This window comes from Providencia sp. PROV269 (genome assembly GCF_028477785.1).
Lineage (GTDB): Bacteria > Pseudomonadota > Gammaproteobacteria > Enterobacterales > Enterobacteriaceae > Providencia > Providencia rettgeri.
Window position 1 is genome coordinate 1 of sequence record NZ_JAMPLV010000019.1, and the last position, 7,984, is coordinate 7,984.

Genomic DNA, 7,984 nt, shown 5'->3' on the forward strand with positions numbered 1-7,984 from the left:
ACGTTTTCTTCGAACCGGTTTGTCGTGACAACGGATGCGCATTATAGGGAGTCGAAAAATTCTCGCAAGTGTTTTTTTGATTTATTTCATCAAGCGATGATTTATTAAACAAATCACACAAAATAACTACGTTTTGTTGAAATTGTGAACTACAAATCATCAAATTCAACTGTGAATTCAGCAACCTTTTCCCAGTTAGTATATTCAATCTCTGTTTTTGGATCGGTTGGGCCATCTGTCATTTTCATTATTAGACGAATCATCATTCTATCAAACCATGTATAACGTGGATAAAACAGCGCTCCGGCAAAAACAGACTTCAATGTAGGCTTCCAAGGACATGCTTCTAAAAATTTTCGCGTATATGCGTTGGTTTCTACCGTATTCTTGCCTTCTTTTCTTGCCGTCAAATTTACAGCAAAAAAACCCGTCTTCATTGAGTTCAATTGATTTTGATGAGAAAGCACGAAGCGTTGTAGTTTTTTATTGAAATGCCCATAACGAATGGATGCCCCTACTAATACTTTATCGTAGCCTGATAAATTAAGCTGTTGGTCAGTATTTAAATCACGAATATCACATTCACGACCTGAGTTTCTCAGTTGCTCCGCCATTTTTAGAATAATTTTTTTAGTTTGCCCATCCGTACTGGAGTGTAAAAGTAAGTAGCTCATTATTGTTCCTAAATTAATATCATTTCTATATAGGTAATATTATTTATTAATTGTACCCAACTATTCACGCCAAAAAGTGGGAGTCAGTAGCACTAATAAAGTGAAAACTTCCAAACGCCCAAATAACATCGTGACAACTAATATCCATTTGCCTGTAGGGTTCATCGTTGTGAAATTATCAGCCACAGTCCCTAACCCTGGCCCTAAGTTATTCAGTGTCGTTGCAATTGCTGAAAAAGCAGAGAATTCATCAACTCCTGTAGCAATCAGTAATAATAAGCTGACGACAAAGACCAGTGCATATGCAGAAAAGAAGCCCCAAACAGCTTCGATGATCCTTTCAGGTAATGCGCGTTGTCCTAATTTGATTGTGTAGACTGCATTTGGGTGAACTAGGCGCTTTAACTCACGCGAGCCTTGTAAGAAAAGTAACAATATACGAATAACTTTTAACCCACCACCTGTCGAGCCTGCACATCCACCAACGAATGCGGCGCACAATAGCAGCATAGGTAAAAAAAGAGGCCAACCAGAAAAGCTATCTGTCGTAAATCCAGCCGTTGTCGCCATGGACACGACTTGGAAGAATGCCTGATCAAGTGTTTGACCAAAGCTACTATAAACAGAATGGAACATAAGTACTAAGGTACAAATAACCACCAAGACAAACTGGAAGCTAATAAACATTCTAAATTCAGGATCGCGCCAATAAATCCCTAAACTACGTCCAGTTAATACTGCAAAGTGCAAACCGAAGTTACAACCAGAGATAATCAGGAAAATACCAATGATAGTGTTAATCGGAGGACTATTGAAATAACCAATACTAGCATCATGAGTTGAAAACCCACCAATAGCGATAGTCGAAAAGCTGTGAGAAATAGCATCAAAAACATCCATACCGGCTATCCATAGAGCAACCGCACAGGCAATAGTTAGCAGTACATAGATAAGCCATAATGTTTTTGCTGTTTCTGCAATACGAGGCCGCATTTTATTGTCTTTCAAAGGACCCGGCATTTCTGCACGATATAGCTGCATTCCCCCGACACCCAAAAGTGGTAAAATTGCAACGGCAAGTACAATAATCCCCATCCCCCCAAGCCATTGAAGCATCTGCCGATAAAATAAAATAGCTTTGGGTAGGGAATCAAGCCCTGTTAACGTTGTCGCACCTGTCGTCGTCAATCCTGAGAACGATTCAAAAAAAGCATCAGTTACCGAAAGATTAGGTCTTTCAGAAAAAATAAAAGGTAATGCCCCTACGCTTCCCAGTACCGTCCAAAATAAAACAACGATAAGAAAGCCTTCTTTTGCTTTCAGTTCGTGCCGGCTATTACGGGTTGGTAGCCACAAAAAAAGGCCAATTAGCAAAGCAGTAATAAAAGTCTGGCTAAAAGCTCGCCCTGCACCATCACGATAAATTAGCGCGACAATACCAGGAATAACCATGGTAAAAGAAAAGATGATGACAAGCAGCCCGACTATACGGGTTATTGCACGAAAATGCATTCGGCAGGTTCCTTGATAAAACTGTTTACTATTGTGATTCTGACGTGAGCGTTAAGGCTCCACGGCTTATATCGCGTAATTTATCATTGACTTCCTGCTCAAGAGTGGCAGGAATTGCAATTTGTAAAGAGACAGTTTCATTATAATCACTGTGTAAAACTGTGCCATTCACTTGGACAAGCAGTTGTTCAATCGCATTAATCAATGAATAGTCGCACACTAAATTAAAGATTTTTTGTGGTACTTTTGTCTTTGTTGGTAATATTTTTAATGCTTGCTGGGCACCATTTCCATAAGCTTTAACTAGCCCACCAGTGCCTAGTTTTATCCCACCAAAATAACGTACAACAACACAGGTAACCTCCCCTAGATTGCTACCTAATAGTTGCGCCATGATGGGTTTTCCTGCTGTTCCTGTCGGCTCTCCGTCATCAGAGAACCCCAATTTTTGTGAATCATCAGGCCGACCAGCAACAAATGCCCAGCAATGGTGCCGGGCATCTGGGTATTGAGCTTTAATCGATTGAATGTAATCTTTTGCCGCTTCAATACCATCTGTATGAGCTAAATACGTAATAAATTGGCTTTTTTTGATTTCTTCTGTAAAAGAAATGGTTTCAGCCGGTATTAAATAAGGTTTCATTAACGTAAATGTAAGTCTCGAGTCATATTCTCAATACGATTTGCATGGATCACGATATTATCTTCAATGCGGATTCCACCGTAAGGTTTGAAGAACTCGATTTTATCCCAATTAAAGTGTTGGCTGAACTCCCCATTTCTCCATTCAGATAACAGAGATTCAATAAAGTAGAGCCCAGGCTCAATAGTTAACACCATTTTAGGTTCTAAAACACGAGTACAACGCAAGAATGGATACATTTTAGGAGCTGCGAGATGAGTACCACTATCATCTTGCATAAAACCTGCAGCATCATGAACTTGTAACCCAAGTGGATGGCCTAAACCATGAGGTAAAAATGGCGTTGTTAAGCCACTTTCCACCATCGACTCTTCGCTAATATCTTTAACAATATCATGTTTAATCAGTATCTTAGCAATCCTATGATGCATATCCACGTGATAATCAGTATAGCGGACACCTGCCTTAATCGTATCAATTAAAGCAAGCTGCTCTGTGTTGACATCTGCAACCAATTCAGCAAATTCGTCTTTACCTTTCGCCGCATAAGTTCTCGTAATATCAGCAGCATAGCCATTATATTCAGCGCCTGCATCAATAAGAAAACTGCGTAATTCGTTCGGCACAGTTTGCTGTAGTTTCGTGTAATGTAATACCGCCGCATTTTCATTCAGCGCAACAATATTACCATAAGGCACATTGGTATCTCGATGACCGGTAGATTGTAAGTAACTGACATTAATATCAAATTCGCTCATACCTGCACGGAATGCTTCGAGAGCAGCGAGGTGCCCATTTACAGCCATTTTTTGAGCTTCTCGCATACAGTAAAGCTCATAATCTGTCTTATAAGAACGATGATAATGATAGTAATCTAAAACCGATTTGGGATTGATATTATGCAAAGAAATCCCTAAAGATTCTGCTCGTGCCGTTGCTGAGCCTATATAGGCAACATTTTCTTTTGATAAGCTTGCGAGAAGCGTTTTGATGTCATCCGCATTTTTTAAGTGGATTAGCTCAATATCTTTGGTCCAAAAACTGTTCGGTAGTGGCTCAACACTATGCCAATAGTCAACGGGGGAATAAAACCATAGCTTAGGCTTATTTATGCCATCAACTAATAACCATGAATGTGGAACTTCGGTAACAGGTACCCACGCTTTGAAATGAGGGTTAACTTTAAACGGATAGTCGCTATCATCAAGAAAGATGCGTAGGGGTTCACCTGAATGAATCAATATGGCATCTAATTTGCTGCGCTGTAAAACTTGCTGAGTTCTGTTTTGTAACGTTTTAATGTGTTCAGCGTAGAGTGCAGTCAGTTTTTCCATTTCCTTCAACCTTTCAGCATTAATTAGAAAAATTAAGCTTACCACGTTCTGTTATTAACGGATATGCACTCTGTTGCAAACCCTAATTAATTAATTGATATATAATACATTTATCATTTAAATCATTAATTATTTCACTTAATTGCTGTGACCAACCTTCCATTTTTGTCATTAATCATTTGCAATTAATTAACATTCTAGTCACACTCTTTTCATCTGGTCGTACCAGATAACACTACCACGTAGAGGAGAGCAGAATGCTTTATCAAAGTGACACTATCTATATTCAATGGTTGAAACAAGGGATTGCAGAACTGGTTTTTAACTCACCAGGGCCAATTAATAAATTGGACACCCACACCGTTGCTTCACTTGATGAAGCCGTGTCTGTTCTTGAGCAACAAACCGAGCTGCAAGGTGTAATTTTCCGTTCTGATAAACCCGCTTTTATTGTTGGCGCTGATATCAAAGAGTTTCTGTCACTCTTTGAAGCATCAAAAGAAACACTAAGTGATTGGTTACACTACGCTAACAGTATATTTAATCGTATTGAAGACCTGCCTGTTCCAACGATTTGCGCCATTAATGGCTATGCACTAGGTGGTGGTTGTGAATGTGTTTTATCCACTGATTTTCGTATCGCCTCCCCTGATGCCCGAATTGGGCTTCCTGAAACGAAACTTGGGATCATGCCTGGCTTTGGTGGGTCTGTTCGGCTACCTCGATTAATTGGTTTGGATAGCGCATTAGAAATTATTACTGCGGGTAAAGATATCGATGCCTCTCAAGCTTTAAAACTTGGCCTTATTGATGCCGTTGTTAATACAGAAGCTCTCGCACAATCAGCGCTACAACTCATTGAATCTGCAATCACCGGAGCCTTCAATTGGCAGCAAAAACGCCAACCTAAACTTAGCCCTCTGCAATTGAAACCTATTGAGCAAACGATGAGTTTCAATGTCGCTAAGGGAATGGTGTATAAGGTTGCAGGCAAACACTATCCAGCTCCTATGGCGGCTGTGAATACAATAGAAAAGGCAGCAAATTGTACCCGCGATGAGGCCCTGAAGCATGAAACAGCCGCATTTGTTCCTCTAGCGCATAGTGATGTTGCACGTGCGTTAGTGAGTATTTTTCTAAATGACCAACAAGTTAAGTCAAATAGTAAAAAGATCGCACAACGTATTGAGATTCCAACACATGCCACCGTATTAGGTGCAGGAATTATGGGCGGAGGCATTGCTTATCAGTCTGCCAGCAAAGGCGTACCTGTTTTAATGAAAGATATTAATGTTAAGTCATTAGAATTAGGGATTGAAGAGGCACAAAAGCTATTAAATAACCAATTTGAGCGTGGAAAAATTACAGCTGTAAAAATGGCGGCGACCTTATCATCTATTCATCCTTCATTATCTTACAATGGCATAGAAGATAGCCAAATCGTCGTTGAAGCCGTTGTTGAGAACCCTAAAGTCAAAGCTGCTGTATTATCTGAAGTTGAGTCCTTAGTAACAAGTGAAACTATACTGGCTTCAAATACATCAACTATTCCAATTTCAACCCTCGCTAAATCACTAAAGCGCCCAGAAAATTTCTGCGGAATGCACTTTTTTAACCCTGTGCATCGAATGCCATTAGTCGAAATTATTCGCGGAGAACAAACTTCTGATAACACTGTTGCTAAGGTTGTTGCCTACGCCAATAAAATGGGGAAAACCCCTATTGTTGTCAATGACTGCCCTGGCTTCTTTGTTAACCGAGTACTTTTTCCTTACTTTGCTGGCTTTAACTTACTGTTACAAGATGGGGCTGACTTTAGAGAAATAGATAAAGTCATGGAAAAAGAGTTTGGCTGGCCAATGGGGCCCGCTTATCTTCTTGATGTGGTTGGTATTGATACTGCTTTTCATGCAGAACAAGTTATGGCTCAAGGTTTTCCTGAACGAATGGGAAAAAAAGGCAAAAATGCCATTGATGTGATGTATGAACAACAACGTTTTGGCCAAAAAAATGGCCACGGGTTTTATCAATATGAAAAAGATAAAAAAGGGAAACCGAAAAAAGTTGATGATCCGCGGACGGATGAACTACTTGCTACTATTTGCTCAACAAGACGCTCATTCACCAAAGAAGAAATTATTGCTCGAATGATGGCTCCAATGATCAACGAAGTTGTTCGTTGCTTAGAGGAAGGCATTATCCAAAGCCCTTCGGATGCAGATATTGCTTTAGTTTACGGTTTAGGCTTTCCACCATTTAGAGGGGGAGTATTCTGCTATTTAGATACCTTAGGTAGTCAATCTTACTTAAAAACAACGGAATCTTTGCAGCACTTGAGTCCTCTATATCACGCGCCTAGCGGCTTAAAAGAAAAAGCGGCTACCAATGCAAGATATTACCCACAGCCACCAGTAGTGGCGATTGATGTCAAAAAAGTTGCGAGAGGTTAATTCTATGGAAAATGTCGTCATTATTGATGGAATACGTACACCAATGGGCCGTTCAAAAGGTGGGGTATTTCGCCATGTTAGAGCTGAAGACCTTTCTGCGCACCTCATGAATGCGATTTTTGAACGTAATCCAAACTCAAGTAAAAAAGAATTGGATGACATCATCTGGGGTTGTGTTCAGCAAACACTAGAGCAAGGGTTTAATGTTGCTAAAAATGCAGCATTACTCACAGATATACCTCATACGGTTCCTGCCGTTACAGTAAATCGCCTTTGTGGTTCATCAATGCAAGCGATACATGATGCGAGCCGGTTAATTATGACAGGTGATGCAAAATCAGTACTCATTGGTGGAGTTGAGCATATGGGCCACGTCCCAATGACTCATGGTATAGATTTCAACCCTAAACTGACTTTACGTGTTGCTAAAGCCGCTGGAGCGATGGGATTAACTGCTGAAATGCTTGCCAAAATGTATAAAATTAGCCGAGAAGAGCAAGATGCATTTGCATTAAGGTCTCACCAACTTGCAGCTCTAGCAACGGAAAAAGGGAAGTTCAATAACGAGATCGTTCCAATTAGTGGCCATGATGCCACTGGTAACCTCATTTCGGTAAATTATGATGAAGTGATTCGCTTTGATGCAAGCCTTCAAGGTTTGGCTGCTCTTCGCCCCGCCTTCGATCCTGCTAGTGGTACAGTGACCGCAGGTAATTCATCTGCTCTATCTGATGGTGCATCTGCGATGCTGCTAGCCAGCGAAAGTTATGCCACACAGCAAGGCATTAAGCCTCGAGCTAAAATACGCTCAATGGCAGTTGTTGGCTGCGATCCATCGATCATGGGATTTGGCCCGGTGCCAGCAAGTGAACTCGCTTTAAAGCGCGCAGGACTAACTTTAAATGATATTGATATTATTGAATTAAATGAAGCTTTTGCAGCGCAATCTATTGCATGCTTAAAAGGCTTAAAGCTATCAGAAAATCAACTAGATGATAAAGTAAATCTCAGTGGTGGGGCCATTGCGCTAGGCCACCCTTTGGGATGCTCAGGAGCAAGAATTTCAACAGCATTGCTTAATCAATTAGAACAAAACGATAAACAATTTGGTTTAGCCACCATGTGCATCGGGTTCGGCCAAGGTATTGCTACAATTATTGAGCGTGTTTAACAATTTAGTTTTAGTTTTCGCAAACATTGTATTTTGTCGATGTTCCCGCCTAGTCAGGGGCGGGTTTTTTTTGCCTTTTTCTGGCCAAATAGCCACGAAAAATTTAAAGATTATCGATAGGCGGTAAGTGAATGAGACCCTAGGAGCATACAAAAGTATGTGACTAGGGCGAATGAGCGAAACCAACACCCCTACAATTT

6 protein-coding genes are annotated in these 7,984 nt (G+C 40.5%); 2 read left to right on the forward strand and 4 right to left on the reverse strand.

Annotated elements, in window-relative coordinates; translation table 11 throughout:
* Positions 1 to 149 precede the first annotated feature (149 nt).
* From hemG to pepQ, 4 genes are read right to left on the reverse strand one after another with little or no spacing between them, the layout of a single operon-like run.
* Positions 150 to 674 (reverse strand): menaquinone-dependent protoporphyrinogen IX dehydrogenase, encoded by a 525-nt coding sequence (gene hemG / locus PR683_RS18640; RefSeq protein ID WP_109912565.1) that lies wholly within the window; start codon positions 672 to 674, stop codon positions 150 to 152.
* Between the two features lie 60 nt (positions 675 to 734).
* Positions 735 to 2,186, reverse strand: coding sequence for a Trk system potassium transporter TrkH (gene trkH / locus PR683_RS18645; protein WP_272581935.1), 1,452 nt, complete (start codon positions 2,184 to 2,186; stop codon positions 735 to 737).
* Between the two features lie 28 nt (positions 2,187 to 2,214).
* On the reverse strand, positions 2,215 to 2,829 hold the full coding sequence (locus tag PR683_RS18650; protein WP_109912567.1) for an IMPACT family protein: 615 nt from the start codon (positions 2,827 to 2,829) through the stop codon (positions 2,215 to 2,217).
* A complete protein-coding gene (gene pepQ, locus PR683_RS18655; protein WP_272581936.1) occupies positions 2,829 to 4,163 on the reverse strand; it encodes a Xaa-Pro dipeptidase in 1,335 nt (444 codons plus the stop codon). The genes PR683_RS18650 and pepQ overlap by 1 nt, the downstream gene beginning before the upstream one ends.
* Before the next feature lie 257 nt (positions 4,164 to 4,420).
* Here pepQ and fadB point away from each other — a divergent pair, with 257 nt between their 5' ends.
* Positions 4,421 to 6,613: a fatty acid oxidation complex subunit alpha FadB gene (gene fadB, locus PR683_RS18660; RefSeq protein ID WP_196719226.1), complete on the forward strand. Its 2,193-nt coding sequence runs from the start codon at positions 4,421 to 4,423 to the stop codon at positions 6,611 to 6,613.
* Between the two features lie 4 nt (positions 6,614 to 6,617).
* Positions 6,618 to 7,784 carry an acetyl-CoA C-acyltransferase FadA gene (gene fadA / locus PR683_RS18665; protein ID WP_004914870.1) on the forward strand — a complete coding sequence of 389 codons (1,167 nt, stop codon included), beginning with the start codon at positions 6,618 to 6,620 and terminating at the stop codon, positions 7,782 to 7,784.
* The last annotated feature ends 200 nt before the right edge of the window (positions 7,785 to 7,984 follow it).

What these genes read in the sequence shown, in the direction of transcription:
- fadB (WP_196719226.1), top strand. Translation starts at nt 4,421, where the DNA reads ATGCTTTATCAAAGTGACACTATCTATATTCAATGGTTGAAACAAGGG.
- pepQ (WP_272581936.1), bottom strand. Translation starts at nt 4,163, where the DNA reads ATGGAAAAACTGACTGCACTCTACGCTGAACACATTAAAACGTTACAA.
- PR683_RS18650 (WP_109912567.1), bottom strand. Translation starts at nt 2,829, where the DNA reads ATGAAACCTTATTTAATACCGGCTGAAACCATTTCTTTTACAGAAGAA.
- hemG (WP_109912565.1), bottom strand. Translation starts at nt 674, where the DNA reads ATGAGCTACTTACTTTTACACTCCAGTACGGATGGGCAAACTAAAAAA.
- trkH (WP_272581935.1), bottom strand. Translation starts at nt 2,186, where the DNA reads ATGCATTTTCGTGCAATAACCCGTATAGTCGGGCTGCTTGTCATCATC.
- fadA (WP_004914870.1), top strand. Translation starts at nt 6,618, where the DNA reads ATGGAAAATGTCGTCATTATTGATGGAATACGTACACCAATGGGCCGT.